Raw genomic sequence first — 23,709 nt, 5'->3', positions numbered from 1 at the left:
AAGGATCAATCACATGAAGCAACATCGCAATTTCATCGCCGGCGAGTGGGCCGAGAGCGCCGAGTGGGCGCCCAACGTCAACCCTTCCGACACCAACGATGTCATCGGCGAGTACGCGCATGCCGATGCAACGCAGATGCGCCAGGCAATCGACGCCGCGCGCGCGGCGTTTGCCGGCTGGTCGCTGGCGTCGCCGCAGGTGCGCTCCGATGCGCTCGACAAGATCGGTTCGGAAATTCTGAGCCGCAAGGCCGAGTTGGGCGATCTGCTGGCGCGCGAGGAAGGGAAAACCCTGCCGGAGGCGGTGGGCGAAGTGGCGCGCGCCGGACAAATCTTCAAGTTCTTTGCCGGCGAAGCGCTGCGCGTGGTGGGCGACAAGCAGCCCTCGGTGCGGCCGGGGATCGAGATCGAAGTCACGCGCGAACCGCTGGGCGTGATCGGCATCATCGCGCCGTGGAATTTCCCGATCGCGATCCCGGCCTGGAAGATCGCGCCGGCGCTGGCGTATGGCAATTGCGTGGTGTTCAAGCCGGCCGATCTGGTGCCGGGCAGCGCCTGGGCGCTGGCCGAGATCATCAGCCGCGCCGGTTTGCCGGCCGGCGTGTTCAACCTGGTGATGGGGCGCGGCCGGGTGGTGGGCGAGATCATGCTGAACCATCGCGAGGTGGACGCCATCAGCTTTACCGGGTCGACCACTACCGGCGCGCGCGTGGCCGCCGCCTGCGTCGCCCGCAACGCCAAGTTCCAGCTGGAAATGGGCGGCAAGAATCCGCTGGTGGTGCTGGATGATGCCGACCTCGATACCGCCGTCAACTGCGCGATCCAGGGCTCGTTCTTCTCGACCGGGCAGCGTTGCACCGCCTCCAGCCGCCTGATCGTCCAGGCCGGCATCCATGACCGCTTTCTGGCGGCGATGGTCGAGCGCATGCGCGCGCTGAAGGTGGGCGATGCGCGCGGCGCCGGCATCGACATCGGGCCGGTGGTGGATCAGTCCCAGCTCGACCAGGATTTGCGCTACATCGAGATCGCCAGGAACGAAGGCGCCACGCTGGCCTGGGGCGGCGAGCTGGTGCAGGCGGCGACGCCAGGCTTCTTCCTGACGCCGGCGCTGTTTGCCGAGACCGGCAACGAGATGCGCATCAACCGCGAGGAAGTCTTCGGGCCGGTGGCGAGCATGATCCGGGTCGGCAGCTACGAAGAGGCGCTGGCGGTGGCCAACGATACCGAATTCGGCCTGGCCAGCGGCATCTGCACCACCTCCTTGAAGTATGCGACCCACTTCAAGCGGCAGGCGCAGGCGGGCATGGTGATGGTCAATGCGCCGACTGCCGGCGTCGATTATCACGTGCCGTTTGGCGGCCGCAAGGGTTCCAGCTACGGACCGCGCGAGCAAGGCCGCTATGCAGCCGAGTTCTACACCACGGTCAAGACCGCCTACGTTCTGGCCTGAGCATCCGATCGCGGCCGCAAGCTTGCCGCGTGCCTGCGGCCGCATGCATACACAACCCAGGCGCTAGGGCGTGGGCATCCCGGTGCGCAGCGCGGCCAGGGCCGCTGCGCCACGGCTCCATAGCCCGCTCCAGCCCGGCGGCCAGGGCAGCGGCGCACCGGCGTATTCCGGCACGTTGCGCCGCACCGGAATCACCGGCAGTGTCGCCGGGATCTGCGCGCCATGCTCCCAGCTCAGGCTGTACGCATAGTCCGGCAGCAAGGCCGCGCATACCGCCTCGAACCACTCGGCGTGGTTCTCGTCGCGCCCCAGCGCCTGCGCCAAGCCCTGCGGGTCGAAGCGCGCCAGCGCGCTCGCCATCTCGGCCGCCGAAGCGCCCGGCGCCTCGCCCCAGCCGAGTACCGGGTTGAAGTTGTAATCGGCGCCGGAGCCGTACCAGCCTTCGCGCCACGGCCGTTCCAGCCAGTTGCGCCGGCCGGTGAACAGTTGCCAGCGCCAGTGCAGTCCGGACGGCTTTGGCCAGCTATACAGGTACAGCCGCTGGTATCCGGCCCGATGCAGTTCGCGCACCATGCCCATCAGCCGTGCATGCGGCATGCGGTCCGGCGGCGCGCGCCGGAAGCGGATCGGTTCGCCATCGGCGTGCTGCACCTCGTCCGACGACAGGTTGAGGTCGAGCGTGCGCAGTTCGCTGCCGAAGCGGGCCGCGATCCAGCCGGTCAGCAGATTGACCGACACGATCACGCCGTAGCCGCGATAGCGGTGAAAGATGATGGTGCCGGGAGCGATCGCTTGCATGGTCGAAAAGCGGAACGGGTGAACGCTGATTTTACGGGATCGGCGCGGCTTGCCGCAGCTTTTGTCGCATAGCCACGGCCGGGCGCGCCCCTTATACTGCGTCCTTTCCCGATTGCAACAATGGAGCTCCGTCGATGCCGTTTCCCCGCCTGCTTGCCGTTCTGTCGGTACTGGTTTTCAGCATGCTGCTCGCCAGTTGCGGCGGCGGCGATCCGTTGCCGCAGCGCAAGAACGCCACCCAGCTCAGCGGCGCCGAGCGCGCCGAATTCGTCGCTGCCCTGCTGCGCATGAAAACGCTGCCATCGCAGTTCGAGCCCAAGCTGAATGCCTACGATTACTTCGTCGATCTGCACGTGCGTGCCTTTGAAGACCATTCCGGCGCCCACATGGCGCCCGGCTTCTTGCCCTGGCATCGCGAACTGCTGCGCCGCTTCGAGGCGGAAATGCGGCGCGCCAGCGGCAACCCGCACCTCACGCTGCCCTACTGGGACTGGACTGAGCCCGGCAGCGTGGCGGCGATCTTCAGCGACGACTTTCTGGGCGGCAATGGCGACCCGACGCAAGACTGGTTCGTTACCAGCGGGCCGTTTCGCAAGGGCAACTGGGCGATGGCCGACAACTATGACGCGACCGACGACGAATTCGACGGCGAGGTCGATCCCGACACCCCGCTGTTCAAGGCCGGCCTGCAGCGCCGCTTCAACCAGAACCGCGGAGTGGACTTGCCGACTGCGGCCGACGTTGCCGGCCTGCTGGAGGCGGTGCGCGCCTATGATGTCGCGCCGTACGATACCACCGCCGACATTCGCCGCAGTATGCGCAATTATCTGGAGGGTTTCTGGTGGGAAGGTCCGGTGCGGCGCTCGGCGATGCACAACGCGGTGCACGTCTGGGTCGGCGGCCAGATGCAGACCGGCTCCTCGCCCAACGACCCCGCCTTCTTCCTGCATCACGCGAATATCGACCGCCTGTGGGCGCTGTGGCAGGCGCGCTATGGCGACAGCAGCTACCCGACCGAAGGGCCGCACAACGACCGGGAAAAGCTGTTCCAGTTTGGCGATCTGACGCCGCCGCAGACCTTCGACCTGGAGCGGCATTCGGGGGTCAGCTACCGCTAGCCGCCGCACACCGCCGATCAGATTTACGGAGTATGTTGAAAATATCGCCTGTTTTATTGCGATAATTGGCTTTGTACTGAGGAGTATGAGAATAACTCGGGTTTCCCGAGCCGGCCTACTCCATGTCTTCCCACTTCTCCGCACTGGCCCCGGCCAGCGCCCGCACCCGCTCCTCGTCGCGGCCGAACTCGGCCGCCGAACCCGAATACACGATGTGGCCATCGTCCAGCACGTAGGCGCGGTCGGCGATCTCGACCGCCGCCCGCACGTTCTGCTCGATCAGGAGCACTGACGTGCCCTCGTTGCGGGTGGCGACGATCACCTTGAACACTTCCTGCACGATCAGCGGCGCCAGGCCCTGCGACGGCTCGTCCAGCAGCAGCAGCTTCGGGTTCAGCAGCAGGGTGCGCGCGATCGCCAGCATTTCCTGTTCGCCGCCGGAAAGTTGTCGGCCCTTGTTGCCCTTGCGTTCGGCCAGGCGCGGAAACAGTTGGTAGATGCGCTGGATGGTCCACGCTCCGGGGCGTTCGACCGGCACCTTGAGGTTTTCGTCGACCGTCAGGTTGGCGAAGATGCGCCGCCCTTCCGGCACGAAGCCGACGCCCAACCCGGCGATGCGGTACGGCGGCGCATGCGTGGTATCGGCGCCGAAGATGCGGATGCTGCCTTCGCGCGCCGGCGTCAGGCCGACGATGCTGCGCAGCGTGGTCGATTTGCCGGCGCCGTTGCGGCCCAGCAGCGTCACCAGTTCGCCCGGCTCGACCGTCAGGTCGATTCCCTTCAGGATGTGGCTCTTGCCGTAATAGGTGTGGATGCCGGCCACTTCAAGCGTGCTCATGCTGCTTTCCCCAGGTAAGCTCCCTGCACTCGTTCGCTGGCGGCGATCTGCTCCGGCGTGCCTTCTTCCAGCACCGAACCTTCGGCCAGCACGGTGATGCGGTCGGCCAGGTTGAAGATCACCCGCATGTCGTGCTCGATCAGCACGATGGTCAGGTTCTGCAGCTTGTGCAGGCGGCGGATCAGGCGCGCGGTATGGTAGGTCTCCTGATGGCCCATGCCGGCGGTCGGTTCGTCCAGCAGCAACAGGCGCGGGCGCAGCGCCAGCGTCATCATGATTTCGGTGGCGCGCTGGTCGCCGTGCGACAGCTCGCCGACCAGGCGGTCGGCGTGCGCGGAGAGGCCGCCGAGATCGATCAGGTCGGCCACCTGTTCGTCGATGCGCGCCGCCAGCGCCTTCGATTGCCACAGCTTCAGGCGCAGGCCGCGCGCCAGCTCGACCGGGATGCGCAGGTTTTCGCGCACCGTCAGTTCCGGAAAAATCTCGGTGATCTGGAAGGTGCGCGCCATGCCGAGCGCCACCCGCTGGTGCGGCGGCAGCGTCGTGATGTCGTAGTTGTCGAACAGGATGCGGCCGGCGCTGGGCCGGAAGAAGCCGCTGATCATGTTGAAGAAGGTGGTCTTGCCGGCGCCGTTGGGCCCGATCACCGCGCGCAGTTCGCCCGGCTCGACTGTCAGCGAAACCTTGTTGACCGCGATCAGGCTGCCGAAATGCTGTGAGACGTTTTCCACTTGCAGCAGGCTCATGATAATTTTCTCCGGATCAGGCCCAGCACCCCGCGTGGGAAAAACAGCACCACCAGCATGAAGAAGACGCCGATGAAGAACATCCAGTTCTGCGTGTGGCTGGAGACATAGTCCTGCAGCACGACGAAGATCGCGGCGCCGACCAGCGGCCCCCAGAACGAGCGCATGCCGCCCAGCACCGCCATGATCACGAAGTTGCCGGATAGCGTCCAGTGCAGCGCGCGCGGGTCGGTGAAGTTGGCCAGGAGCGCGTACAGCGTGCCGGCCAGGCTGGCGAAGAAGCAGGAGATGACGAACGCGAGCCAGATGTGGCGCTCGATCGGAATCCCGAGAAAGCGCGCGCGCTGCTCGTTTTCGCGGATCGCCAGCAGCGTGCGGCCGAACGGCGAGCGCAGCAGCAGCGCCATGGCGCCGGTGGCGACCGCGAAGATCAGCAGCACCAGGTAGTAATACGCCTTGTCGTTGCCGAGAATGTCGATCTGTGCCAGGCCGAAGTCGAGCGGCAGTCGGCTCCAGCCGGTCAGGCCGTCGTCACCGCCGGTCACCGAACTCCAGCGGAAGGCGATGAAGTAAAACACCTGGCCGAAGGCGATCGTCACCATCGCAAAATAAATCCCGCGCAGCTTGACGATCAGCGCCCCGATCACGGCCCCGGCCAGCGTGCCGACGCCGAGCCCGACCAGAATCCCGAGCGGCGTACTGGGCACCAGGTACTTCAGCGTCATGCCGACGCCATAGGCGCCCAGGCCGAAATAGGCGGCATGGCCGAACGACAGCACGCCGGTGAAGCCGAGCAGGAAATTCACCGACATCGCCGCCAGCCCGAGCACCAGTACGCGCGTCGCCAGCTCGGTATAGCCGCCGACTGCCGCCATCCAGTACGGCATCGTCAACAGCACCAGCCATAGCATGGCCAGCCTCAGGCCTTTGCTGGCGCGGCTCATAGCTTCATCCCCTCTTCGCCGAGCAGGCCGCGTGGCCGTATCAGCAGCACCAGCGCCATCATCACGTAAATGATCGCCTCCGACGCCGATGGAAAGAACACCGTGGTGACGCCGGCTACGACGCCGATCAGAAGCCCGCCCAGCAGGGTGCCGGTCAGGCTGCCGATGCCGCCGACGATGATGGCGACGAAGCTGGGCATGATCAGCGAGTCGCCGATGGTCGGCTGCAAGCCCAGCAGGCCGGCGGCCAGCACGCCCGCCAGTCCGGCCAGATAGATGCCGAGTCCGAAATTCAGGTTGCGCAGCACGCGCACATTGACGCCCAGTACCGACACCATTTCCAGGTCGAGCGTGCCGGCGCGGATGCGCATACCGAGCCGGGTGCGGTTCAGCACATAGAACAGGCCGGCCACCGCCGCCGCCACCAGCCCGACCATGAACAGCCGGTAGCCGGTGAGGAAGAACAAATCGCTGGAAAGCGGCGTCATGAGCCAGCCGGGAACCTGGAACGGCAGGCTTTGCGCACCCCAGATATAGCGGGTGGTGTCCTCGAACACATAGGCCAGGCCGAAGGTCAGCAGCAGGCTGTACAGCGGGTCGCGGCCATAGCAGTGGCGGATCAGCACCCGCTCCACCACCAGGCCGAGCAGTGCGGTCAGGATCGGCGCCACCAGCAGCGCGCCCCAGAAGCCGATATGCGGGATCAGCATGTAGGCGATATAGGCACCGAGCGCCAAAAAACCGCCGTGGGCGAAATTGATCACCGAAGTCAGGTTGATGATGAGCGACAGGCCGAGCGCCATCAGCGCATAGAAAGCGCCGACGATCAGGCCATTGAAGGTATTGAATAAAACCAGTTCCATCACGCCCTTCCTTTGTGGGTTGGCTATTGCGATGCGGCACTACGCGCTGCGTGTCGTCGTTCCCGCTTACACCTGCGGGAACGACGGTCTGACTGGCTGGAGCCGGGGATTGCCGAGTTGGCTGTGCACCCTACGCCGGCCAGGTCATCTTGCAGCCGGATTCGCCAACCGTACCGGCCACTTCGGCGCCGTTGACCACCTTGGTGACGTGGAACAGGTCATCCGTTGCCGCCCCTTTTGCCTGCGCATTGCCGACATACAGCGAACCGATCAGCTGGTGCTGGTTGGCGCGGTAGAACGGCAGGTTTGGCATCAGCCCGACTTCCGGCGGCAACTGCAAGCCGTCCAGTGCGCGCGCCATCTTCAGCGCGTCCAGCGACTTCGCCTTGTTGGCCGCCAGCGCGCAGGTCCAGGTGCCGACGAAACCGAACCAGGTACGCGCGGTCGGCACGCGACCGGTTTTTTTCTTGATGGCGGCGACGAAGTCGTCGACGTGCGGCACGCCCGGCTGGATGTGGTACCACTCGGCGACCCAGTCGCCGATGCGCGCTTCCGGTGGCAGGCCTTCCAGCACTTCGAGCTCGGTATTGGCGCCGGCCAGGTGAATCCGCTTGTCGAGGCCGAACTGCACCGCCTGTTTCAGCGCGTTCAGCAAATCGTCGCCGTTCTGCAGGAACACCAGCACATCGGGCTTGGTCGCCTGCGCCTTGATCAGGTAGGACGAGAAATCGGTGGTGCCGAGCGGCGCCAGATCCTCGCCCAGCTTGGTGCCGCCGTACTGCTTGAGGTTGGCGTCGTAGCCCTCCTGCAAGGTATGGCCGAAGGCATAGTCGGAGGTGATGAAATACATCTTCTTGCCATAGCGGTCCATCAGCGACTTGGCGATCGCATTGGTCAGCATGCGGGTGGTGTTGCACACCCGGAACACGTTCCAGTGGCAGGTGGTGCCGGTGATGGCGTCGGTATGGCCGCCCGGCACGATGTGCAGGATGCCCTTTTCATTGCTGACCTGTGCCATGGCCAGCGATAGCCCCGAATTGACGTTGCCGAGCAGGAAATTGACCTTGTCGCGATCGATCAGCTTGCGCGCCTTCTGCACCGCGGTGCCGGCGTCGCCGCTGCTCGAATCCTCGATCAGCAACTCGGCCTGGCGTCCGAGGATGCCGCCCTTGGCATTGATCTGCTCGATTGCCAGCTGGCAGCCGGTCAATTCGTTCTTGCCGGTGGCCGCGTATACCCCGGTCAGCGGGTTGTCGAGCCCGAGCTTGACGGTTTGCTCGCCGCGCGCGCTGATCAGAAAGGGTGGCGCCAACTGCGCGACCGTGGCCGCAGCGGCCAATTGCAATACCGCACGGCGCTTGATGCCGCCGCCTGTCCCATGCTTTTCCATTTGTAATGCTCCTCCTGTGGTGAGTAGGCGGTGGCAATGACGTTTCAGACTGGATGAGTGAATGCTTGTCGCCGCACTGCTGATTGCTGTGGATGACCTTATTAGCACTGTCTCTTGGCTTGGGCCGGCGTCGGAATGGCGTCAGTTGCGTCATGGAATGGGACAGTGGCGCTTAAGTTATGCCTGTTGCAACACCATGTCAATTGATTCTCATTAAAATTTGCAACTTCCGCTGGGCCGGACATCGGGCTGCTTGATGTCGATCGCTTGGTCGTCGCGCATGATGTGCGAACCGGATTGGACGTGTTGCGCTGCACCACCGCCGGCGCACTTTTCTAGGCGGTGCACCCCGCAGTGCTGGACGCGAGCGGAAAGCTCAGACGACAAAGCGGATGCTGACCCCCAGGCCGCGCCCTTCGAGCCCGGTGCCGATCTCCAGCGTGCCGCCATGGGCGGCGGCGATTTTCTCGACGATCGATAGCCCCAACCCGCTGCCGGCGGCGTCGTTGCCCTCGACCCGGAAGAAGCGGTCGCGCAGGCGGGCGCGCTCGGCCGGCGCCACGCCCTCGCCGTCGTCCGCCACCGCCAGCACCAGGCCGCCCGTCTCGCGCCGCAGCGTGACGGCGACATGGCCGTCGGCGCGGCCGTACTTGATGGCGTTGTCGAGCAGGTTGTCGAGCAGGATCGCCAGCATCGCCGCATCGCCTTGCAGCACGCAGGCCGGCGCCGCCGCCAGTTCCAGCTCGATGCCCTTGCGCGCGGCCTCATCGGCGCGCTGCGCCACGCAGTCGGCCGCCAATTGCCCCAGATCCACCTGCTGGTGCGCGCCGGGTTCGCCATGTTCCAGCCGCGCCAGCAGCAGCAATTGCTGCGCCAGATGGGTGGTGCGGTTGACGCCGGCGATCACCTGCTCGATCGCGTGCCGGCGGCTGGCGTCGTCCTCCGCCGCCAGCGCCACTTGCGCCTGCACCTTGATCGCCGCCAGCGGCGTGCGCAGTTCGTGCGCGGCGTCGGCGGTGAAGGCGCGCTCCTTGTCGAGCGAGTGCGCGAGGCGCTCCAGCAGGCGGTTCAGGGCGCTGACCAGCGCCTGCGCTTCGACCGGAACCTGCGGCAGCCGGATCGGCTCCAGCTTGTTGGCGTCGCGCGCGGCGATCGCGTCCGACAGCCGCGCCAGCGGCCGCAGGCTTTGGCTGATGCTGACCCAGATCAGGAGCGCCAACAGCGGCAGCGCCAGCAGCAGCGCCTGGCCCATGCGCTGGGCCAGCTTGCGGATCAATTGCTCGCGCAGGCGGATCGGCTCCAGCACCGTGACCTGGTAGCCGCGCTTGCGGTCGCGCACGGTGTAGCTGCGCCAGGGCTCGCGCTCGATGGTTTGGGTCGCGTAGCCGGCGCGCGCTTGATACGGCGCGGGCGGGGCGCCGGCGCTGGCCAGCAGCAGTTCGCCGCCGTCGCCCCAGACCTGGAACGCGAGCGCGCCATCGTCGTCGTGCCGCTCGTTGGCATCGTCGTGATTGCCGGCCTTGGCCAGCCGCCCGAGCCGCTTCAGATCGAGCACCAGCAGCGTGCGTGCGCCCTGCTCCAGCCGGGCGTCGGCCAGTTCATGGATTTCTTCATGGGCCTTCTCGTAGCTGACGCCCAGCATCGCACCCCACACCAGCACCAGGCTGCCGAGCGATAGCCAGAGCAGGCGGCGCCGGATCGAGAAGCGCTGCGCGCTGCGCTTCATGCCGTGTCCTTGGTGATCAGGTAGCCGACCCCGCGGATGGTCTTGATCAGCTCGCTGCCGAGCTTCTTGCGCAGGTTGTGGATGTGCACTTCGACCGCGTTGCTGTCGACTTCCTCGTTCCAGCCATACAGGCTTTCCTCCAGCCGCGCGCGCGACAGCGCAGTGCCGCGATGCTCCAGCAGATCGACCAGGATCGCGCATTCGCGCGCCGACAGCGTGATGCTCTGCTCGCCGCGCGTCACCGTCAGGCTGTGCGGCGCCAGCAGCAGGTCGCGGTAGCGGATGGTGTCGGTGCTGCGGCCGTGCGCGCGCCGCAGCAGGGCGCGGATGCGTGCCACCAGTTCGGCCAGGTCGAACGGCTTGACCAGGTAATCGTCGGCGCCGGCCTCCAGCCCGGCCACGCGGTCGCGCACCGTGTCGCGCGCGGTCAGCAGCAGCACCGGCAGGTCGCTGCCCTTGGCGCGCAACTGCTGCAACAGATCCATGCCGGAGATGCGCGGCAGGCCGAGATCCAGCACCACCAGCTCGTACTCGGTGGTCTGCAGCGCCAGTTGCGCGGCGCGCCCGTCGCGCGCCCAATCGACGGCGAAGCCGGCCTGCTTCAAGCCGGCTTCAATCCCGTTGCCGAGGATCGGATCGTCTTCCACCAGTAATAAGCGCATCGGTTTTCCTTGCTGCCGGGCCGTCCAAACGCGGCCCGATCGCCGTTGTCGCCGTTCCAGCTTAAGCCGATCTTAAGCGGCGGCGAAAAAATTTTTGCTTCTTAAGATTCGCTTCAGGCGCCAGCCGCATTCTGCCCCCATGCCAAACGGCATACCGGCATCTGCCGCATACGCAACCACTGAAAGGAAACATCATGACCGCATTGTCACTCAAGATCGCCGCTACCCTGGCCTGCGGCGCCGTCTCGCTGGGCGCCTTCGCGTCCACCTACGACGGCGACTGCACTACCCAGCCGAAATCGAAATGGATGAGTAGCGCCGACGTCAAGGCCAAGTTCGAAGCCCAGGGCTACAGTGTCGGCCGCGTCAAGACCGGCGGAAGTTGCTACGAGGTGTACTCGAAGACAGCCGACGGCAAGAAGATCGAGCTGTTCGTCAATCCGGTCGATGCCAGCGTGGTCGGCCAGGCGAGTAAAAAATGAAAACCGCAGTCTCGAACGTAAGCGGGGCCGAGGCTAAAGCGGTGTGGGTGTGGGATCCGCTGGTGCGGATCTTCCACTGGTCGCTGGTGGCCGCCTTCTTCGGCGCCTATCTGTTGGGCGATGACGGCGGCCAACTGCACCAGACACTCGGCTATGGCGTACTGGGGCTGGTTGCCTTCCGCCTGGTGTGGGGCGTGGTCGGCAGCCGCCCCGCGCGCTTCGTCGGCTTCGTGCCATCGTACCGTCAACTGGTCGGCTACCTGAAGGACCTGGTAGCGCACCGCGAGGCGCGCTACCTCGGCCACAATCCGGCCGGCGCGGTGATGATCATCGCCCTGCTGCTGGCGTTGATCGGCACCGGCGCCTCCGGCTGGCTGCTGACCACCAACGCCTTCTGGGGCAGCGAGGCGCTGGAGGAAGTGCACGAGGCGCTGGCCAACGGCACGCTGTTCTTGGTCGGATTACACGTGGCCGGTGTCATTTTCAGCAGCCTGCGCCAGCGCGAAAACCTGGTGCGCGCGATGTTCACCGGCAGGAAGCGTGCCGATTGAAGCAGACGATAATGCATCGGGCTATGCCTGCACGGCATAGCCCGATGCATATTTTGCATTGGCTTTGCTGCGCTGCGTTCTTCTAGCATGCGCCCACTCCGTGCAGTGCGGCATGCCATCAGCGTGTTCGCCGGCCGCGGACTCCCGGCGCGGCATGTTGCTGCGCGCCACACCATGGCAAGCGAAAGGGGCCGTTGCATGCTTGATATCGACCACCACATCCTCGGCAATGGCGTCTTGCATCGGCGTTTCTGTACCAGCGTCGAAATCCTCGCCAAGCTGGTATCCTGCGCGCCGCGCGCCATCCCGCTGCAGCAGATTGAAGAATGCACCGGCTGCGCGGCCGCCGAACTGGAGCCGCTGTGCGCCGATCTGGCGCGTGCCGGCTTGCTGCGCCAGCAGGATGGCCTGGCGGGCAGTTGGGCGCTGGCTTGCCGCCCGGCCGATGCCACGCTGGAAGACGTGTTTCGCAGCGTGAGCGGCGCCCGCAGCGAGCCGGCGGACAATGCCGTGCACGAGCCCGTCCACGCCGAAGTCGGTTTGCTGATGATGCAAGTCACGATGGCGATCAACCAGAGCGTGTTTCGCCATTTGCGCCAGTTTCCGCTGGATCGGCTGAAGTCGCGCGCCGGCGCCTGGCCCATCCACGGCGGCCCGCAGCGCGCGGCCGTGCGCGGGCTGCGCTTTCCGGAGGCGGCCGATTTCGGTTATGCGCATACCGCATACTGACATTCCGGAACCGCATACTCCAGGCATTGGCTGGCGTTTCCGATGGTGAAATGACGGAATTTTGCCCATACCCTTGCTGAGCGTGGCGCGGTTTCAAACACGAAGTGCAACATAGGCTAAATCCAGAGGAAGTGTAGCAAGGTTGTAAAAGACCTCATGCGGGGTTCTGTAACCAAGGCATTTGCGGGGGCGGTGGTTGAGTTTGTCGACGGCGGCCTGGAGCGCTTGCTGGCTGACGGTTTTCAGATTGGTGTTCTTCGGGAAATACTGCCGGAGCAAGCCATTGGTGTTTTCATTCAGGCCGCGCTCCCAGGAATGATAGGGGCGGGCAAAGTAGACATCGGCCCGCAGGCGGGCACTGATCAAGGCGTGGTCGGCGAATTCCGATCCGTTGTCGAAGGTGATGGTGTGGCACACCCGCCGATGCGGGCTGAGCAAATCGACCACCACCGCACCCACGCCCTCGGCCTGCTTGCTGTTGGCTGGGGCGGCCAGGGTGAAGCGCGACCGCCGTTCCACCAGCGTCACCAGCACCCCTTGCTGGCCTTTGCCAATCACGGTGTCGCCTTCCCAATCGCCCAGCCGCAGGCGTTGCTCGACCATCAGGGGACGATGCTCGATGCCGATCCGGCCCGGCAGGATTCCCCGACGCCGCCGGCCGCTGCCGTGGCGCTGGCGCCGGGGTTTCTGGCTGCGCAAGTGCCGGATCAAATCGCCGCCGCCACGCCGATCGGCGTAGATCCGTTGATAGACGCTCTCATGACTGATGCCGATCGGGCTGCCCCGTTCCAGCGTCAGGCGGTGGATCGCTTGTTCGGGCGACAGGTCCAGGCGGATATAGGCCTGAACCGCCAACCAGGCGGCGTCGGCAACCCGGCTCGCATTACGACTGTTCTGTTGCCGTGCCAAGGCTTTATCGTGTGCCTGGCCAGGCCGCCATTGATGCACGCCCCGGTTGCGCCGCAGTTCGCGACTGATCGTCGAGCGATGCCGCCCCAGCCGGCGCGCAATCTCGCTGACTGAATGATCGTCTGCCTGCAGTTCGTGAATTTGGTATCGTTCGTCTCGGGTGAGGTGCGTATAGCGCATATTCGGCAACTTTCGACTGGCTGGTCAAAGGGTTCGAATGCTAGCGCATCTCGCCCTCCTTCCGTTGATCGGTGTTGCACTTCGTCTTTGAAACCGCCTGGCGTGGCCCGGTGACATGGCGACGCTGCCGCGCCTGTGGTCAAATGCGGCGTCGGCCCCATTTTTGCGCGTGGCCGGCAAGCAACGGAGAAACCGATGATGGAAGAACGGCTGGTCGAGATCGAAATCAAGCTGACGCAGCAGGAAGACTTGCTGGATACGCTGAACCAGGCGCTGTATGCGCAGCAGAAAAAGATCGACGAGCTGCAGGCGCTGTGCGCGGCGCTCGCCGCCCAGCTTGCCAAGCGCGCCGGCGACGACGCCGAACGCCGCCTGCCGCACGAGCGGCCGCCGCACTACTGAGCGGCCGCAAGCCGGAGCGCGCTGCTAAACTGTGGCCGTAGCCGCGCGCGGCGACGGCGCCGCAAACCACGCCGTACTTTGCCACCTTATTTGCCCACAGAAAGCCGCATCATGAATACCGACCACCTGAAACAGTCGCTGAAAAATCTGCATGCGAATCTGGAAGGAACGGCCGACGTCGATCCGGAACTGCGCGAGCTGTTGCAGTCGCTGGAGCGCGACATCCAGGCGCTGCTGGCGCGCGAGGCCGCGCCCGCCGCCACGCCGGAATCGAACCGCCTGCTGGAGCGGGCGCAAGCGATCTCGGCCCGGCTGGCGGCGCGCCATCCGAACATGGAACTGGCGCTGCGCGAGCTGACCGATATTCTCGGCAATATCGGGATTTAGCCCGGCGCAAGGACAAGAAGAATGAGTCAATCCGATTTCACCAACATGGCGCTGTTCTGCGATTTCGAGAACATCGCGCTCGGCGTGCGCGACGCCCGCTATGCACAATTCGACATCCGCAAGGTGCTGGAGCGGCTGCTGCTGAAGGGCAGCATCGTGGTCAAGAAAGCGTATTGCGACTGGGAGCGCTACAAGGACTTCAAGAGCACGATGCACGAAGCGGCGTTCGAGCTGATCGAGATCCCGCACCTGCGCCAGTCCGGCAAGAACTCGGCCGACATCCGCATGGTGGTCGATGCGCTCGACCTGTGCTACACCAAGGCGCACGTGGATGCCTTCGTCATCATCAGCGGCGACTCGGACTTTTCGCCGCTGGTGTCGAAGCTGCGCGAGAACAACAAGTACGTGATCGGCATCGGCGTCAAGGATTCCACCTCCGACCTGCTGGCGGCGAATTGCGACGAATTCATCTTCTACGACGACCTGGTGCGCGAGCAGGAAGCGAAGAAGAAGCGCGCCGAGAAGAAGGCGCCGGCCAAGGCCGCCGCCAACGGCGGCGCGAAAAAACCGGCCGCCAAGAAAGCCGGCAGCAAGGACGAAGAACGGGCCGACGAAGAGCGGCACCAGGAAGCGCTCGACTTCCTGATGGAAACCATCGAGGCGCTGATCGCCGAACGCGGCGAGGAAAAAATCTGGTATTCGATGCTGAAGCCGACCATGCAGCGGCGCCGGCCCGGATTCACCGAATCCACCTATGGCTACCGCTCGTTCCGCGAACTGGTGGAAGACGCGCAGAAACGCCACCTGCTGACGCTGGTGCGCGACGACAAGGCGGGGCAATACACGATCCGCCTGCCGCTGGCTGAAGACTGAGTCGGATTCGCACTCCAAGCGATCACTGTGTCGCTTCGCCTTGCCGTGCAGCGGCACTGTCTGCGGCTGCGCGCCTGATTCTCACTTGGATTGCGAACCCGCGTGAACCGGCTCAGGCCGGCAGCGCGCGCCAGGCTTGCGCGCGCCGCCACGGCTCGACCCATTCCGGCGGCAGCACCAGGCACAGCGCGCCGATGTCGGCCACCAGCGCGCCGAGCGCCGCCGACTGCACCGACACGCCCTGCGTCAGGAGCGGGAAGCGGCGGTCGATTTCCCCTCGCACCAGCGGCGCCAGCCAGTCGGCGTGGTGGCTCCAGATGCTGCCGCCGACCGCGATGCGGCGCAAATCGAGCGTCGCCACCAGGTTGTACAGCGCGCGCCCGAGGCGGCGCGCCGCCTGCGTGGCCAGCGCCAGATCGGCCGCATCGCCGCCGGCCGCGCCGGCGAACAGCTCGCGTACCGGCTTGCCGCAGCGCAGTTCCAGGTTGTGCCCGCCGGCCAGCGCCTCCAAGTCGCCCAGGTTGCCGCAGCCGCACGGCGCATCCGAATCGTCGGTTATCAGCATGTGGCCGGCATGGCCGGCATTGCCGTGCTTGCCGCGCAGCACCTGGCCGTCGACGCACAGGCCGAAGCCGATGCCGGTGCTCCAGGTGACGTAGGCGCAATCGCGCTCGCCCTGCAATGCGCCGAAAGTGCGCTCGGCGATCAGGGCGGCGGTGCAGTCGTTTTCAATCGCGACCGTGTCGAACTGCTCGCACAGCACCTGTTCCAGCGGAATCGATTGCCAGTCGTTCGGCACGCCGCGCGCACCACTGCCGCCGCACAGGTTCGGCGCCACCACCGCCAGCCCGCCCCCGGTGCGGAGAAACGGGCCGCAGGAGGCCACGCCGACATGCCGGATCGCAGCCGGTGTCACACCCGCCTGGCGACAGACGGCGTGCAGCAGCGCCGCCGCCTGCTCCGGGATTGCGCGCTCGGAGCCGGTCTTTGGCGTCGGCTGCGTCAGCCGCAGCAGCAGGCCGTCGGCATTGGCGATGCAGGCGGCGAGCTTGGTGCCGCCGATGTCGAGCGCGCCGATATAGGAGGGGGTCATGCCTGGCCTATTCCGCTTGGCATCGCCTCAGATGGCACATGAAATCAGCTTGAATCGACATGCATACTCCATTGTAGTGTTCATATTTCCGCATATAAAATGGTCATTTATGAAGCATACTCCATTAAAACTTCGACCATATGTGAATTTGAGTGGGTCCTCGAACTTCAGCTTCCGACAGAGGAAGCAAATCATATTGATGGGGTTGTCGAAATTGCGAAAGCCGCGGGCATTGCGTTTGGCCAGCTGCACCTTGCTGTTGAAGGCCTCCAGGATGCCGTACACCGACTGCAGCGGCGCGCCGCTAAAATGAGGTCTGGGCTGCCGGTGGTAGCCGCAAATCTGTTGTCTCACCTCATCTTGGACGCGCCGCTGCGAAAAATCATCCATTGCGACTGCGACTGTTTCTATGCCGCGGTCGAAATGCGCGATAACCCGGCGCTGGCCGAACTGCCGGTCGCGGTCGGCGGCCGCGCCGACGCGCGCGGCGTGATCGCCACCTGCAACTATGCGGCGCGCCGCTTCGGGGTGCGCTCGGCGATGGCGACCGGCCAGGCGCTGCGCCGTTGCCCGCAACTGGTGGTGCTGCCGCCGGCGATGGAGAAATACCGCGCCGCCTCGCGCCAGATCCTGGCGATCTACCGCGACTACACCGAGCTGGTCGAGCCGCTGTCGCTGGACGAAGCCTATCTCGACGTCAGCGCCGCCAGGCACGCCAGCGGCAGCGCCACCCTGATCGCGCAGGAAATCCGCGCCCGCATCCGCACCACGGTCGGCATCACCGCCTCGGCCGGTATTGCGCCCAACAAGTTCATCGCCAAGATCGCCAGCGACTGGAACAAGCCGGACGGCCAGTTCGTGGTCACGCCGGCACAGGTCGATGCCTTCGTCGCCGCCTTGCCGGTGGCCAAGCTGTTTGGCGTCGGCCGCGTCACCGCCGCTCGCCTACAACAACTGGGCGCGCATACCTGCGCCGATTTGCGCGCCTGGCCGCTGGCCAAGCTGCAAGCCCAGTTCGGCAAGTTCGGCGGCCGGTTGTACGAGCTGTGCCGCGGCATCGACTCGCGTCCGGTTTCGCCGAGCCGCGAACGCAAGTCGATCAGCGTCGAGGAAACCTACGTGACCGACCTGCCCGACCTGGCCGCCTGCCTGCAACAGTTGCCGCCGCTGCTGGAAATGCTGCAGGCACGAATACTGCGCGCCGATGCGGAGCGCCATACGCGCAAGCTGTTCATCAAGATCCGTTTCGCCGATTTTCGCCAGACCACGGCCGAATGCGTGGCGACACTGCCCGATGCCGCGCTGTACCGCCAGCTGCTGGCAACCGGGTTTGCGCGCGGCCGGCAGCCGGTGCGGTTGCTGGGCGCCGGCGTGCGTCTGGGCGAAGAACAGAGCGCGCCGCAGCTCGGCCTGTTCGGCAACCTCCCCGCCAGCGCGCGCTAGCGCCAGGGAAACTGGGTCAGAGTGCTGGCCTTCTTGTCCGGCTCGATAGGGAAATTCGACTCTGACCCCAATTTCGTTTGGAAGAGCCGTTCTTGCCGGTGGCGGCCGGCGTGTAGAATGGCGCCTTTTTTGCGCGCTCACCATGTGGTTCAAGAACCTGCAGATTTACCGTCTCCCCGCCCCGTGGATGATGTCCTCCGACCAACTGGAAGCCTTTTTGGCGCCGCAGGCGTTCGCGCCCTGCAATAGCGGCGACATGCAGAGCCAGGGCTGGCTGCCGCCGCGCCCGAACGGCGCGCTGGTGCACAGCGTCCAGCGCCAGATGCTGCTTACGCTCGGCACCGAAAAAAAGCTGTTACCGGCGTCCGTGATCAACCAGGTGTGCAAGGCGCGCGCCGCCGAGATCGAGGAGCAGCAAGGCTTCAAGCCGGGCCGCAAGCAAATGAAGGAATTGAAGGAGCAGGTCACCGACGAGCTGCTGCCACGCGCGTTTTCGATCCGGCGCGAGACCCGGGTCTGGATCGACCCGGTCAACGGCTGGCTGGTGGTCGACAGTTCCAGCCCGGCCAAGGCCGATGAAATCCTGAAACTGCTGCTGAAGGCGGTCGATTCCTTGCCGCTGACCAACCTGCGCGTGGCGCGGTCGCCGCAGGCGGCGATGACCGACTGGCTGGCCGCCGATGAAGCGCCGCCCGGCTTCTCGGTCGACCAGGACACCGAATTGCGCGCCTCCGGCGACAGCAAGGCCGCGGTGCGCTATGTGCGCCACGCGCTGGAAGCCGAAGACCTGCGGCGCCACATCGCCGCCGGCAAGCAATGCACGCGGCTGGCGCTGACCTGGGCCGACCGCGTGTCGTTCGTGCTGACCGAATCGCTGGCCTTGAAACGCATCGCGCCGCTCGATGTGCTGAAGGAAAACACCGACAGCATGGCGGCCGGCGAGGATGAACGTTTCGATGCCGATTTTGCCCTGATGAGCGGCGAATTGAGCCGGATGCTGGCCGATCTGGTGCAGGCGCTGGGCGGTGAAGCGGCCCCTGCCTGAGTCGCGTTCCTGCGGGCGAGCGGCCAGCCGCAGGAGCGGGGCCGGGCGCGCATCGTGGCGCTTCGGATTGCCGCCGCGCCATGTGACGTCGACGCCCGGAACGGCTGTTCGCGGATGCGCAGCATCGGGTGGATTTCCTGCGTGATGAATGGGAAACCGCCGCTGCCGTCCTGCTTGACCGCGGCTTCCCGGCCATTGCGCGAAATCAAGGTCGACGCCGCCAGGTGCGGCACGAATTCGGTCAGACGCCCATAATCGGTCAGCACCCGCCACGCCCGTTGCGGGGCGGCGCAGACGAATCCCCCGGCGCGGACTTCGATTCCGGCTGATTCCGGTGCTTACCGGTGGGTGCGGTGCAGGGCCAGCGGTCACACCGGCCGCTGCCGGACCACAACCAGTGCGAGCGTCCCGGATGGCTGATGGCAGGCAAGTCGTGGCAATCGCCACGGTCGAATTGAGCAAGCGCTTCGACCACTTCACCGCGCTCGACCGGCTCAACCTCTCTGTCGGGCGCGGCTGCATCTTCGGCCTCCTGGGCCCGAACGGCGCCGGCAAGAGCACCACCATCAAGATCCTCACCACCTTGCTGGACGCCAGTTCCGGCGCCGCCACCGTGGCCGGTTTCGATACCGCCGCCGACCCGGTCGAGGTGCGGCGGCGCATCGGCTACGTACCGCAGTTGCTATCGGCCGACGGCGCCCTGACCGCGATCGAAAACCTCAACCTGTCGGCGCGCCTGTATGGCTTGCGCGGCGCCCGCCGCGCCGCGCGCGTGGCCGAGGCGCTGGCGTTCGCCGGGCTGGAGACGGTGGCGCGCAAGCTGGTGCGCACCTACTCGGGCGGCATGATCCGCCGGCTCGAGGTGGCGCAGGCGACGCTGCACTACCCGGAAGTCCTGTTCCTGGACGAGCCGACCATCGGCCTCGACCCGGTCGCGCGCCGCACCGTCTGGGAACGGCTGCAGCAGTTGCAACAGGGCCAGGACATGACGATCCTGCTGACCACCCACGACATGGAGGAGGCCGACGTGCTGTGCGACGAACTGGCGATCCTGCATCAGGGCAAGCTGGCGGTGGTCGGCCAGCCTGGCGCGCTCAAGGCCCAGGTCGGGCCGCAAGCGACGCTGGACGACGTGTTCGTGCATTTCAGCGGCGCCGTGATCGAGCATGGCGGCAGCTATCGCGACATCCGCGAGAGCCGCGGCACCATCCAGCGCCTCGGATGACGCCCATGCTCGCTCTGGCCTATGAGACCACCGCCGTCGCCGACGCCGAGATCCGCAAGCTGGCGCGCGACCCGACCGAGCTGTTGTCGCGCGCGGTGCAGCCGGTGCTGTGGCTGGCCGTGTTCGGCCAGGTGTTCAGCCAGGTGCGCGGCATCCCGACCGGCAACCTGCGCTACCTCGACTTCATGGCGCCCGGCATCCTGGCGCAGAGCATCCTGTTCAGCGCGATCTTCTACGGCATCGCCATCATCTGGGAGCGCGACCTCGGTATCGTCCACAAGCTGCTGGTGACGCCGGCCCATCGCAGCGCGCTGGTGCTGGGCAAGGCGCTGGCAGCCGGGCTGCGCGGCTTGGTGCAGGCCATCGTGGTCTATCTGGTGGCGATCGCGCTGCAGGTGGACATCCGCTGGCAGCTGCTGCCGATGCTGACGGTGGCGGCCGGCGTGTTCGTCGGCTCCTGCATCTTCTCCACCTTCTCGCTGCTGATCGCCTGCATCGTCAAGACCCGCGAGCGCTTCATGGGCATCGGCCAGGTGCTGACGATGCCGCTGTTCTTCGCTTCGAATGCGATTTATCCGCTGGAACTGATGCCGGGCTGGCTGAAAGCGATCGCGGTGTTCAACCCGCTGACCTACCTGGTGGACGTGCTGCGCGGCGCGATGATCGTCGGCGGGCGGAGCGCCTATGCCGCGGGCACCAGCTTCGGCATCATGCTGCTGGTGTTCGCGGCGCTGCTGGCGCTGGCGTCGACGCTGTATCCGGGGCTGGCGCGCTAGGGCCGGCAAGTGGGGAGGCTGACATGGCAAAACGCTCGTTTCCGCTACCCAGGGTCTACGGCCTGCTGGAGTCCGGGCCGGTACTGCTCTTGACCACCGCGCACCGGGGCCGCGCCAACGTCATGACGATGTCGTGGCACACCATGATGGAGTTCGAGCCGCCCTTGGTCGGTTGCGTCGTCAGCGGCCGCGACTTCAGCTTCGCGGCGCTGACGGCGACGCGCGAATGCGTGCTCAACATCCCCACCGCCGAGCTGGCGGCACAGGTCGTGGCCTGCGGTAACAGCTCCGGCCGCCGCCTCGACAAGTTCCAGGCCTTCGGCCTGACGCCGGTGGCGGCGTCAGTGGTCGGCGCGCCGCTGATCGCCGAGTGCTACGCCAGCCTGGAATGCCGGGTGGTGGATACCCGGCTGGTCAACCGCTACAACTTTTTCGTGCTGGAAGTGCTAAAGGCCTGGCTCGATCCGGCCGACAAGGAGCCGCGCACCCTGCATCACCGCGGCCGCGGCGTGTTCATGGTGGCCGGCGCGACGATCAAGCTGCGCTCGAGGATGAAGTGAGCCGGCCGGCGAGTTTCAGTCTGGATCAAAAGAGAATATTGACCTTGCCGCTGTGCTTGGCATTGTGGGACAGGTATAGAGCCGGCTTTCGATACCGGCGATCCAACCGCCAACCGGTTCAGGCCGGGCCATTCCGGCCGTTCGCGGTTATCAAGTCGCAGTGCAGAAATCCGGTTTGTTTATTTTTCGTCAATGCCTGAGTGGCGGCATCGAAGTCTAATCAAAGGGCAGATGGTCTGCTGGCTTTCCCGGCCGGCAAACAGGCCAGGCAAAAATCGTTTATCACTTTTTTCCAGGGTATTGCCATGAATCCATTCAGACTCTTTGCTTCACTCGTGCTGCCCATTGTGCTGGCCTTTCAGGTCGGTTGTGCATCGTCACCGACCCATGAGGGAACGGGGGAATACGTCGATGACACGGTCATCACAACCAAAGTCAAGGCTGCCATTTTCAATGAACCGGATTTGAAATCGGCGGAAATCAACGTCGAAACCTTCAAAGGCACGGTTCAGTTGTCCGGCTTCGTGAGCTCACAGTCCGCTATTCGGAAGGCGGTGGAAGTTGCGCGCGGCGTCGAGGGAGTGAAAGCGGTCAGAAACGACATGCGCGTCAAATAGTTGCGTTTCAAATATTGCGGAAAAAAATAGTGCGCTGGCCTCGCTGGCCTGGATCGCGCCGGTCACGCGACATGTTGCAATTGTTTAGGAGAACACCATGAATTGGGATCGTATTGAAGGAAATTGGAAGCAATTCAAGGGCAAAGTGCGAGAGAAATGGGGCAAGTTGACCGACGACCATCTCGATGTCGTGGCCGGGAAACGAGAGCACCTGGCAGGCAAGATTCAAGAAGTGTATGGCATCGGCAAGGACGAAGCGAACCGGCAAATCGACGAATTCGCCAACTCGCTGGAGGACGCGGTGAATGCCGAACCGCGCAAGAAGGGTCCACCTTAAAGTGCGCAGCGGCTTGTTGCAGTCCGGGCGTCGGGTGCATGCGAGGCAAGCAGCGCCAGATGCGGGGGCACACAAGGAACCTGATCCCCTGAGCTTGGGGGGCGGGTTTGCTGGATCGAGCCGCGTAAACGCGACTCGGTGCGAACTTGGCATTCCCCGGGCGCCCTACTGCGAATCCATTTGATCAATATTTTGGAGCTAACATGAATAGGCTATCTATCAGTTCGATTGCTCTGGCACTCAGCCTTGCTTTCAGCACTCACGCCATGGCTCAAGGCATGTCGAAAGACGAACACAAGGCGGCGGAAGATCGTATTGCGGCCGAATACAAAATGGATAAGGCGCACTGCGATTCCCTGGCTGGCAATGCGAAAGACATTTGCCAGGCCGAAGCCAAGGGCAAGGAGAAGGTCGCCAAGGCCGAGCTCAAAGCGCGCTACAAGCCTTCTAAAAATGCCGATTACGACGTCAGCGTTGCCAAGGCAGAAGCGGAGTACGCCGTGGCCAAGGAAAGATGCGACGACAAGGCGGGCAACGAAAAAGACGTCTGCGTGAAAGAAGCGAAAGCCGCCTTGGAACGCGCCAAAGCCGACGCCAAAGCACGGTCGAAGTCCTCGAAAGCAAATGCGACGGCCCACGAGGAATCCTCCCAAGCAAGGCAGGATGCGGCGGCCGCTAAACGCGACAGCGAGTACCAGGTTGCGATCGAAAAATGCAATAAATTTGCCGGCGATGCGAAAGACAAATGTGTTGCGGATGCCAAATCACAATACGGCAAGTAGCAATGGCGAGAATCCCGGTCCACGCTAGCGCACTTCTGCCGTGGGCCACTTCTGGTCGCCAGGCGAGTTGTCAGCGCTGAGCGTCCAACCAGTCATGGAATGATCTTGGGATAGCCAACGGTCTGCGACAGCAGCACTTCCTGATCGTGCGTCAGCCCCAGCGCATCGGCGATCGCGGTGCGGTCGATCCAGGCGCGGATCACCGTAGACAAGCCTTGGTTGGCGGCAAACAGGTACACGTTCTGCGCGATCGCACCCGCAGCGAAGTAGGCGTAGGCGGCGCGTTGTCCTGCCGGCACCAGGCGCATGCGCGCGTGGTCGGCCACATACACCAGATCCAGCGGTGCATCGTCGACGAAATCCTGGTAGCCGGTCACGCGCCGCACGTCGCTGCCCGCCACCAGTTGCAGCGCGTGCGCAGCGGCGTCGTAGCGGTAGGCGCCGCCCGGCAGCGCGACGAAGATGTCGATCTCCTGCGCGTTCAGGGCCGAGGGCGCGGTGCGCCCGCCATCGGCGCGGTTCACGCCAAAGGCCGCCCACAGCAAACCGGACAGCACCGGCAAGGGCAAGGCATCGGGCGCAAACTCGCGCGCCGAATGGCGACGGGCCAGCGCTTCCATCAAGGGCAGGCCGCCCTGTTTCTCGGGCGGCGGCAGGGCAATCACAGCGGTCGAGTCGCCCAGCGCGGGCTGCGGCCGCAAGCGTCCCATCATTCCGAGCGCCAGCTTGCTCAGGGTAGTCATCGGCGACCTCCATTGAATCGGCAACCACATGCACTGATGC

At 65.1% G+C, this 23,709-nt stretch carries 26 protein-coding genes and 3 pseudogenes; 16 read left to right on the top strand and 13 right to left on the bottom strand.

Features of this window, described 5'->3' with window-relative positions; translation table 11 throughout:
* Nucleotides 1-13 precede the first annotated feature (13 nt).
* Nucleotides 14-1,450: an aldehyde dehydrogenase family protein gene (locus tag ACK2VC_RS09115; RefSeq protein WP_486730022.1), complete on the top strand. Its 1,437-nt coding sequence runs from the start codon at nt 14-16 to the stop codon at nt 1,448-1,450.
* A 63-nt stretch (nt 1,451-1,513) separates the two neighbouring features.
* Here ACK2VC_RS09115 and ACK2VC_RS09110 read toward each other — a convergent pair whose 3' ends face one another.
* Nucleotides 1,514-2,248, bottom strand: a complete 735-nt coding sequence (locus ACK2VC_RS09110) for an L-asparaginase (protein ID WP_486730021.1) — start codon at nt 2,246-2,248, stop codon at nt 1,514-1,516.
* 134 nt (nt 2,249-2,382) lie between these two features.
* Here ACK2VC_RS09110 and ACK2VC_RS09105 point away from each other — a divergent pair, with 134 nt between their 5' ends.
* The gene (locus ACK2VC_RS09105; RefSeq protein ID WP_486730020.1) at nt 2,383-3,366 is read left to right on the top strand and encodes a tyrosinase family protein; all 984 of its coding nucleotides are present in this window, start codon (nt 2,383-2,385) and stop codon (nt 3,364-3,366) included.
* 115 nt (nt 3,367-3,481) lie between these two features.
* On the opposite strand, the gene ACK2VC_RS09100 is transcribed toward ACK2VC_RS09105, so the two are convergent.
* The 7 genes from ACK2VC_RS09100 to ACK2VC_RS09070 all read right to left on the bottom strand — a co-directional run bounded on the left by ACK2VC_RS09100 (nt 3,482) and on the right by ACK2VC_RS09070 (nt 10,535).
* Complete coding sequence (locus ACK2VC_RS09100) at nt 3,482-4,204, bottom strand: ABC transporter ATP-binding protein (RefSeq protein WP_486730019.1); 723 nt, start codon at nt 4,202-4,204, stop codon at nt 3,482-3,484.
* Complete coding sequence (locus tag ACK2VC_RS09095) at nt 4,201-4,950, bottom strand: ABC transporter ATP-binding protein (protein ID WP_486730018.1); 750 nt, start codon at nt 4,948-4,950, stop codon at nt 4,201-4,203. Before ACK2VC_RS09095 ends, ACK2VC_RS09100 begins: the two co-directional genes overlap by 4 nt.
* On the bottom strand, nt 4,947-5,894 hold the full coding sequence (locus ACK2VC_RS09090; RefSeq protein WP_486730017.1) for a branched-chain amino acid ABC transporter permease: 948 nt from the start codon (nt 5,892-5,894) through the stop codon (nt 4,947-4,949). Before ACK2VC_RS09090 ends, ACK2VC_RS09095 begins: the two co-directional genes overlap by 4 nt.
* The gene (locus tag ACK2VC_RS09085; protein WP_486730016.1) at nt 5,891-6,760 is read right to left on the bottom strand and encodes a branched-chain amino acid ABC transporter permease; all 870 of its coding nucleotides are present in this window, start codon (nt 6,758-6,760) and stop codon (nt 5,891-5,893) included. The genes ACK2VC_RS09090 and ACK2VC_RS09085 overlap by 4 nt, the downstream gene beginning before the upstream one ends.
* Nucleotides 6,761-6,887: 127 nt before the next feature.
* The gene (locus ACK2VC_RS09080) at nt 6,888-8,147 is read right to left on the bottom strand and encodes an ABC transporter substrate-binding protein (RefSeq protein WP_486730015.1); all 1,260 of its coding nucleotides are present in this window, start codon (nt 8,145-8,147) and stop codon (nt 6,888-6,890) included.
* Between the two features lie 376 nt (nt 8,148-8,523).
* Nucleotides 8,524-9,873: an ATP-binding protein gene (locus ACK2VC_RS09075; RefSeq protein WP_486730014.1), complete on the bottom strand. Its 1,350-nt coding sequence runs from the start codon at nt 9,871-9,873 to the stop codon at nt 8,524-8,526.
* Nucleotides 9,870-10,535 carry a response regulator gene (locus ACK2VC_RS09070; RefSeq protein ID WP_486730013.1) on the bottom strand — a complete coding sequence of 222 codons (666 nt, stop codon included), beginning with the start codon at nt 10,533-10,535 and terminating at the stop codon, nt 9,870-9,872. Before ACK2VC_RS09070 ends, ACK2VC_RS09075 begins: the two co-directional genes overlap by 4 nt.
* Nucleotides 10,536-10,729: 194 nt before the next feature.
* Between ACK2VC_RS09070 and ACK2VC_RS09065 the strand changes: the two genes are divergently transcribed.
* The 3 genes from ACK2VC_RS09065 to ACK2VC_RS09055 all read left to right on the top strand — a co-directional run bounded on the left by ACK2VC_RS09065 (nt 10,730) and on the right by ACK2VC_RS09055 (nt 12,297).
* Nucleotides 10,730-11,017: a PepSY domain-containing protein gene (locus ACK2VC_RS09065; RefSeq protein ID WP_486730012.1), complete on the top strand. Its 288-nt coding sequence runs from the start codon at nt 10,730-10,732 to the stop codon at nt 11,015-11,017.
* Nucleotides 11,014-11,568, top strand: coding sequence for a cytochrome b/b6 domain-containing protein (locus tag ACK2VC_RS09060; RefSeq protein ID WP_486730011.1), 555 nt, complete (start codon nt 11,014-11,016; stop codon nt 11,566-11,568). The genes ACK2VC_RS09065 and ACK2VC_RS09060 overlap by 4 nt, the downstream gene beginning before the upstream one ends.
* Before the next feature lie 198 nt (nt 11,569-11,766).
* Nucleotides 11,767-12,297, top strand: coding sequence for an Rrf2 family transcriptional regulator (locus tag ACK2VC_RS09055; protein ID WP_486730010.1), 531 nt, complete (start codon nt 11,767-11,769; stop codon nt 12,295-12,297).
* Nucleotides 12,298-12,390: 93 nt separating this feature from the next.
* Here ACK2VC_RS09055 and ACK2VC_RS09050 read toward each other — a convergent pair whose 3' ends face one another.
* Nucleotides 12,391-13,386 carry an IS30 family transposase gene (locus tag ACK2VC_RS09050; protein WP_486730009.1) on the bottom strand — a complete coding sequence of 332 codons (996 nt, stop codon included), beginning with the start codon at nt 13,384-13,386 and terminating at the stop codon, nt 12,391-12,393.
* A gap of 195 nt (nt 13,387-13,581) precedes the next feature.
* Here ACK2VC_RS09050 and ACK2VC_RS09045 point away from each other — a divergent pair, with 195 nt between their 5' ends.
* From ACK2VC_RS09045 to ACK2VC_RS09035, 3 genes and pseudogenes are all read left to right on the top strand, one after another.
* The gene (locus tag ACK2VC_RS09045; RefSeq protein WP_486730008.1) at nt 13,582-13,788 is read left to right on the top strand and encodes a SlyX family protein; all 207 of its coding nucleotides are present in this window, start codon (nt 13,582-13,584) and stop codon (nt 13,786-13,788) included.
* A 111-nt stretch (nt 13,789-13,899) separates the two neighbouring features.
* Nucleotides 13,900-14,175, top strand: coding sequence for a DUF4404 family protein (locus tag ACK2VC_RS09040; RefSeq protein WP_486730007.1), 276 nt, complete (start codon nt 13,900-13,902; stop codon nt 14,173-14,175).
* 45 nt (nt 14,176-14,220) lie between these two features.
* Nucleotides 14,221-14,674, top strand: a pseudogene (locus tag ACK2VC_RS09035) (NYN domain-containing protein); the annotation flags it as partial.
* 486 nt (nt 14,675-15,160) lie between these two features.
* On the opposite strand, the gene ACK2VC_RS09030 reads toward ACK2VC_RS09035, so the two are convergent.
* Entirely contained in the window at nt 15,161-16,141 is a 981-nt protein-coding gene (locus tag ACK2VC_RS09030) for an ROK family protein (RefSeq protein WP_486730006.1), read from the bottom strand.
* Nucleotides 16,142-16,294: 153 nt separating this feature from the next.
* Nucleotides 16,295-16,420 (bottom strand): annotated as a pseudogene (locus tag ACK2VC_RS09025) (transposase); the annotation flags it as partial.
* Between the two features lie 30 nt (nt 16,421-16,450).
* On the opposite strand from ACK2VC_RS09025, the gene dinB reads away from it, so the two are divergent.
* Together dinB and ACK2VC_RS09015 are read left to right on the top strand one after the other, a co-directional pair.
* Nucleotides 16,451-17,584 carry a DNA polymerase IV gene (gene dinB / locus ACK2VC_RS09020; protein ID WP_486730005.1) on the top strand — a complete coding sequence of 378 codons (1,134 nt, stop codon included), beginning with the start codon at nt 16,451-16,453 and terminating at the stop codon, nt 17,582-17,584.
* A 142-nt stretch (nt 17,585-17,726) separates the two neighbouring features.
* Nucleotides 17,727-18,629 (top strand): recombination-associated protein RdgC, encoded by a 903-nt coding sequence (locus ACK2VC_RS09015; RefSeq protein WP_486730004.1) that lies wholly within the window; start codon nt 17,727-17,729, stop codon nt 18,627-18,629.
* Between the two features lie 197 nt (nt 18,630-18,826).
* Here the strand turns inward: ACK2VC_RS09015 and ACK2VC_RS09010 are convergent.
* Nucleotides 18,827-18,895 (bottom strand): annotated as a pseudogene (locus tag ACK2VC_RS09010) (hypothetical protein); the annotation flags it as partial.
* A gap of 167 nt (nt 18,896-19,062) precedes the next feature.
* Here ACK2VC_RS09010 and ACK2VC_RS09005 point away from each other — a divergent pair.
* The 6 genes from ACK2VC_RS09005 to ACK2VC_RS08980 all read left to right on the top strand — a co-directional run bounded on the left by ACK2VC_RS09005 (nt 19,063) and on the right by ACK2VC_RS08980 (nt 22,926).
* Nucleotides 19,063-19,854 carry an ATP-binding cassette domain-containing protein gene (locus ACK2VC_RS09005; protein WP_486730003.1) on the top strand — a complete coding sequence of 264 codons (792 nt, stop codon included), beginning with the start codon at nt 19,063-19,065 and terminating at the stop codon, nt 19,852-19,854.
* 5 nt (nt 19,855-19,859) lie between these two features.
* Nucleotides 19,860-20,630 (top strand): ABC transporter permease, encoded by a 771-nt coding sequence (locus tag ACK2VC_RS09000; protein ID WP_486730002.1) that lies wholly within the window; start codon nt 19,860-19,862, stop codon nt 20,628-20,630.
* A gap of 23 nt (nt 20,631-20,653) precedes the next feature.
* On the top strand, nt 20,654-21,190 hold the full coding sequence (locus tag ACK2VC_RS08995) for a flavin reductase family protein (protein ID WP_486730001.1): 537 nt from the start codon (nt 20,654-20,656) through the stop codon (nt 21,188-21,190).
* A 305-nt stretch (nt 21,191-21,495) separates the two neighbouring features.
* A complete protein-coding gene (locus tag ACK2VC_RS08990; RefSeq protein ID WP_486733207.1) occupies nt 21,496-21,807 on the top strand; it encodes a BON domain-containing protein in 312 nt (103 codons plus the stop codon).
* 97 nt (nt 21,808-21,904) lie between these two features.
* On the top strand, nt 21,905-22,144 hold the full coding sequence (locus tag ACK2VC_RS08985) for a CsbD family protein (RefSeq protein WP_486730000.1): 240 nt from the start codon (nt 21,905-21,907) through the stop codon (nt 22,142-22,144).
* A gap of 203 nt (nt 22,145-22,347) precedes the next feature.
* Nucleotides 22,348-22,926 (top strand): hypothetical protein, encoded by a 579-nt coding sequence (locus tag ACK2VC_RS08980; RefSeq protein WP_486729999.1) that lies wholly within the window; start codon nt 22,348-22,350, stop codon nt 22,924-22,926.
* 92 nt (nt 22,927-23,018) lie between these two features.
* Here the strand turns inward: ACK2VC_RS08980 and ACK2VC_RS08975 are convergent, their stop codons facing one another.
* A complete protein-coding gene (locus ACK2VC_RS08975; protein WP_486729998.1) occupies nt 23,019-23,669 on the bottom strand; it encodes a nitroreductase family protein in 651 nt (216 codons plus the stop codon).
* Nucleotides 23,670-23,709 lie beyond the last annotated feature (40 nt).

This window comes from Herbaspirillum sp. WTB6, assembly GCF_057457785.1.
The sequence above is the reverse complement of the archived record's forward strand: the minus strand, read 5'-3'. Positions and strand labels throughout refer to the sequence as shown.

Excerpts from the sequence above, each read along its gene's own strand:
- ACK2VC_RS09115 (WP_486730022.1), top strand. The coding sequence starts at position 14 with ATGAAGCAACATCGCAATTTCATCGCCGGCGAGTGGGCCGAGAGCGCC.
- ACK2VC_RS09110 (WP_486730021.1), bottom strand. The coding sequence starts at position 2,248 with ATGCAAGCGATCGCTCCCGGCACCATCATCTTTCACCGCTATCGCGGC.
- ACK2VC_RS09105 (WP_486730020.1), top strand. The coding sequence starts at position 2,383 with ATGCCGTTTCCCCGCCTGCTTGCCGTTCTGTCGGTACTGGTTTTCAGC.
- ACK2VC_RS09100 (WP_486730019.1), bottom strand. The coding sequence starts at position 4,204 with ATGAGCACGCTTGAAGTGGCCGGCATCCACACCTATTACGGCAAGAGC.
- ACK2VC_RS09095 (WP_486730018.1), bottom strand. The coding sequence starts at position 4,950 with ATGAGCCTGCTGCAAGTGGAAAACGTCTCACAGCATTTCGGCAGCCTG.
- ACK2VC_RS09090 (WP_486730017.1), bottom strand. The coding sequence starts at position 5,894 with ATGAGCCGCGCCAGCAAAGGCCTGAGGCTGGCCATGCTATGGCTGGTG.
- ACK2VC_RS09080 (WP_486730015.1), bottom strand. The coding sequence starts at position 8,147 with ATGGAAAAGCATGGGACAGGCGGCGGCATCAAGCGCCGTGCGGTATTG.
- ACK2VC_RS09075 (WP_486730014.1), bottom strand. The coding sequence starts at position 9,873 with ATGAAGCGCAGCGCGCAGCGCTTCTCGATCCGGCGCCGCCTGCTCTGG.
- ACK2VC_RS09070 (WP_486730013.1), bottom strand. The coding sequence starts at position 10,535 with ATGCGCTTATTACTGGTGGAAGACGATCCGATCCTCGGCAACGGGATT.
- ACK2VC_RS09065 (WP_486730012.1), top strand. The coding sequence starts at position 10,730 with ATGACCGCATTGTCACTCAAGATCGCCGCTACCCTGGCCTGCGGCGCC.
- ACK2VC_RS09060 (WP_486730011.1), top strand. The coding sequence starts at position 11,014 with ATGAAAACCGCAGTCTCGAACGTAAGCGGGGCCGAGGCTAAAGCGGTG.
- ACK2VC_RS09055 (WP_486730010.1), top strand. The coding sequence starts at position 11,767 with ATGCTTGATATCGACCACCACATCCTCGGCAATGGCGTCTTGCATCGG.
- ACK2VC_RS09050 (WP_486730009.1), bottom strand. The coding sequence starts at position 13,386 with ATGCGCTATACGCACCTCACCCGAGACGAACGATACCAAATTCACGAA.
- ACK2VC_RS09045 (WP_486730008.1), top strand. The coding sequence starts at position 13,582 with ATGATGGAAGAACGGCTGGTCGAGATCGAAATCAAGCTGACGCAGCAG.
- ACK2VC_RS09040 (WP_486730007.1), top strand. The coding sequence starts at position 13,900 with ATGAATACCGACCACCTGAAACAGTCGCTGAAAAATCTGCATGCGAAT.
- ACK2VC_RS09030 (WP_486730006.1), bottom strand. The coding sequence starts at position 16,141 with ATGACCCCCTCCTATATCGGCGCGCTCGACATCGGCGGCACCAAGCTC.
- dinB (WP_486730005.1), top strand. The coding sequence starts at position 16,451 with ATGAGGTCTGGGCTGCCGGTGGTAGCCGCAAATCTGTTGTCTCACCTC.
- ACK2VC_RS09015 (WP_486730004.1), top strand. The coding sequence starts at position 17,727 with ATGTGGTTCAAGAACCTGCAGATTTACCGTCTCCCCGCCCCGTGGATG.
- ACK2VC_RS09000 (WP_486730002.1), top strand. The coding sequence starts at position 19,860 with ATGCTCGCTCTGGCCTATGAGACCACCGCCGTCGCCGACGCCGAGATC.
- ACK2VC_RS08995 (WP_486730001.1), top strand. The coding sequence starts at position 20,654 with ATGGCAAAACGCTCGTTTCCGCTACCCAGGGTCTACGGCCTGCTGGAG.
- ACK2VC_RS08990 (WP_486733207.1), top strand. The coding sequence starts at position 21,496 with ATGAATCCATTCAGACTCTTTGCTTCACTCGTGCTGCCCATTGTGCTG.
- ACK2VC_RS08985 (WP_486730000.1), top strand. The coding sequence starts at position 21,905 with ATGAATTGGGATCGTATTGAAGGAAATTGGAAGCAATTCAAGGGCAAA.
- ACK2VC_RS08980 (WP_486729999.1), top strand. The coding sequence starts at position 22,348 with ATGAATAGGCTATCTATCAGTTCGATTGCTCTGGCACTCAGCCTTGCT.
- ACK2VC_RS08975 (WP_486729998.1), bottom strand. The coding sequence starts at position 23,669 with ATGACTACCCTGAGCAAGCTGGCGCTCGGAATGATGGGACGCTTGCGG.